The sequence below is a fragment of the Azospirillum sp. TSO5 genome (genome assembly GCF_003116065.1).
In the GTDB taxonomy this organism is placed as follows: Bacteria; Pseudomonadota; Alphaproteobacteria; order Azospirillales; family Azospirillaceae; genus Azospirillum.
On the sequence record NZ_LGQY01000184.1, the window covers coordinates 1 to 2,824 of the forward strand.

Annotated in this window: 2 protein-coding genes; both read left to right on the plus strand. The window is 66.5% G+C overall.

All coding sequences use genetic code 11. From position 1 onward, the window contains the following. Positions 1-225 precede the first annotated feature (225 nt). On the plus strand, positions 226-1,770 hold the full coding sequence (gene istA / locus TSO5_RS31800; RefSeq protein WP_109155353.1) for an IS21 family transposase: 1,545 nt from the start codon (positions 226-228) through the stop codon (positions 1,768-1,770). 11 nt (positions 1,771-1,781) lie between these two features. After that, positions 1,782-2,525: an IS21-like element helper ATPase IstB gene (gene istB, locus TSO5_RS31805; RefSeq protein WP_109155354.1), complete on the plus strand. Its 744-nt coding sequence runs from the start codon at positions 1,782-1,784 to the stop codon at positions 2,523-2,525. Positions 2,526-2,824: the final 299 nt, after the last annotated feature.

The window sequence follows — 2,824 nt, forward strand, 5'->3', positions numbered from 1 at the left end:
TGCGAATTCCGACATCATCCGGCCACCCATTCCGATTTGATCCCGGCCACTGATTCCGACATCAAGTCGGCCACCCGTTCCGATCGGCTTCCGGCCACCGGTTCCGATTGGGATCCGGCCACCCCTCTGGTTGCGGAGAGGTGGGGGCTGGGATGACACCTTGCCCGACAGGTCAGCATCAACCGATGCATCGCTCTTTCCGTCCCAAGCAGGAACGAAGACGCGATGAGCAAGAAGAGGCTGACGATGAGGCAAATCCGAGAACTGCTGAGGCTCAAGCACGACCCCAGGAAGCTGAGCGACCGGGCCATCGCCCTTCAACTCGGGGTCGCGCGCAGCACCATCCAGGACTACATGGCCCGGATCACCGGCGCCGGACTGGACTGGCCCTTGCCCGAGGATCTCACCGACGCCGTGCTGGAGGAGCGTCTGTTCGGGCGCCCCGACACCCAGACCGGGATCCGGCGGCGCGTCGAGCCCGATTGGCCGACCGTCGCCCGCGAACTCAAGCGGCCAGGGGTCCATCTCCTCATGCTCTGGGAGGAGTATCGCCAAGTCCATCCGGACGGCTATGGGTACAGCCGGTTCTGTGATCTGTACCGCGAGTTCGAACGCAAACTGGCGCCGACCATGCGCCAGCATCATGTCGCCGGGGAGAGGGTCTTCGTGGATTTCTCCGGCAAGACCATTCCCATCATCGACCCGCTCTCCGGCGAGGTGCGGACGGCGGAGTTGTTCGTGGCGGTGCTGGGCGCCTCCAACTACACCTATGCCGAGCCGACCTGGAGCCAGAGCCTGCCGGACTGGATCGGCGCGCATGTCCGTATGTTCACCTTCTTCGGCAAGGTGCCCCGTCTCGTGGTGCCCGACAATTTGAAGGCCGGGATCCAGCGCGCCTCCTTCTACGATCCCGAGGCGAACCCAACCTACGCCCGGATGGCCGAGCATTACCGCGTCGGCATTCTTCCGGCACGCCCGCGCAAGCCGCGCGACAAGGCCAAGGTCGAGGGCGGCGTTCGTCTGGCCCAGTCCTACATCCTCGGGCGCCTGCGCAACGTCCCCTTCTTCTCGCTGGCGGAGTGCCAGAAAGCCGTCAGCGAGGCCGTGGAGCAGATCAACACCCGTGTCATGCGCAAGCTCGGCGTCACCCGGCGCGACCTCTTCCTTCAGATCGAGCTTCCGGCGATGGCGGCGCTGCCCGAGACGCCGTACGAATACGCCGAGTGGAAGCGGGCGCGCGTCAATCTCGACTATCATGTCGAGGTCTGCGGCTTCTTCTACTCGGTGCCTCACGCTCTGATCCGCCAGGAAATCGAGGCCCGCGTCACCGCCAGCACGGTGGAGGTGTTCCATGCTGGCCAGCGGGTCGCCGTCCACGTCCGCCGCTTTGGCGGTGCCCGCCACGCCACCCACCCCGATCACATGCCGAGCAACCACCGCTTCTACGCCGGGTGGAGCGAAGCGCGGTTCCGACGCGATGCCGCCGCCATCGGCCCGAACACCGAGGCGCTGATCCTGGCGGTGCTGGCTAGCCGCCGCCATCCCGAACAGGGCTTTCGCTCCTGCCTGGGCATCCTCAAGCGCCTGCGCGGCGTCGATGTCGCCCGTGCCGAAGCGGCCTGTGCTCGGGCCGTCGAGATCGGCGCGCTGTCCGCCACGAGCCTCGGCTCGATCCTGGACAACAATCTCGACCGCAAGCCCCGGCGCCAAGCCGCCGATGCTCCGCCCCTGCTGCACGCCAACATCCGCGGCGGCGGCTACTTCCATTGAGGACGTCAGCCATGCTGAACCACCCCACCCTGGACACCCTCTACACCCTGGGCCTGCACGGCTGCATCAAGGGCTTCAAGGCGCTGGAGGCCGATCCGGCCGCCGCCACCCTGTCGCACGCGGAATGGCTGGGACTGCTGCTCGACTACGAGACCACGGGGCGCCAGCAGAAGCGCTTCGAGGCGCGGGTCAAACGCGCCAAGTTACGCCAGGAGGCGGCCATCGAGGACGTCGATTACCGGGCAGGCCGTGGCCTCGACCGGGCGCTGTTCCTGAAGCTGGCCTCCTGCCAGTGGATCCGCGACCACCGCCATCTGATCCTCTGCGGCCCAACGGGCATCGGCAAAAGCTGGCTGGCCTGCGCGCTCGGCCACAAAGCCTGCCGGGAAGACTTCTCGGTTCTCTACCAGCGCGTTCCCCGGCTCTTCGCCGCCCTCGATCTGGCCCGGGGCGACGGGCGCTACGCCAAGCTGCTGGCCAGCTTGGCGCGCACTGACCTGCTGATCCTCGACGACTGGGGACCGGAAACCCTGACGGCGGATCACCGGCGTGACCTGCTGGAGATCGTGGAGGATCGCCACGGGCGCGGCTCGCTGCTGATCACCAGCCAAATCCCCACGGACCGCTGGCATCAGGTGATCGGGTGTCCAACCTTGGGCGACGCCATATTGGATCGCATCGTTCACGCGGCGTATCGCATCGACCTCACGGGCGAGTCGATGAGGAAAATCCAGCAGCCGAAGGACTTCGACTGATCCCGCAGGCGCCCGGCGCTCGCCCCCACTTCCCACAGGCCCCTCCCAGGGGCGCCGCTGCGTCAGCTGAGGAGGGCACTCCGCGGCGCCCCTGGGACCCTCCCGTGGAAAGCGGGGACGACCGCTGCGAACGGCACAACCTTGACCAGAAATGTCCCGTCATGGGATGAAGCACGTGACCTGTTGAAGCGACGTCACCCACCTGGCCGACATCCGATCGGTACAGGTGGCCGGGATCAAATCGGAACAGGTGGCCGGATCCAAATCGGAATCCCTGGCCGGATAAATCGGTATCCGCA

Excerpts from the sequence above, each read along its gene's own strand:
- istB (WP_109155354.1), top strand. The coding sequence starts at position 1,782 with ATGCTGAACCACCCCACCCTGGACACCCTCTACACCCTGGGCCTGCAC.
- istA (WP_109155353.1), top strand. The coding sequence starts at position 226 with ATGAGCAAGAAGAGGCTGACGATGAGGCAAATCCGAGAACTGCTGAGG.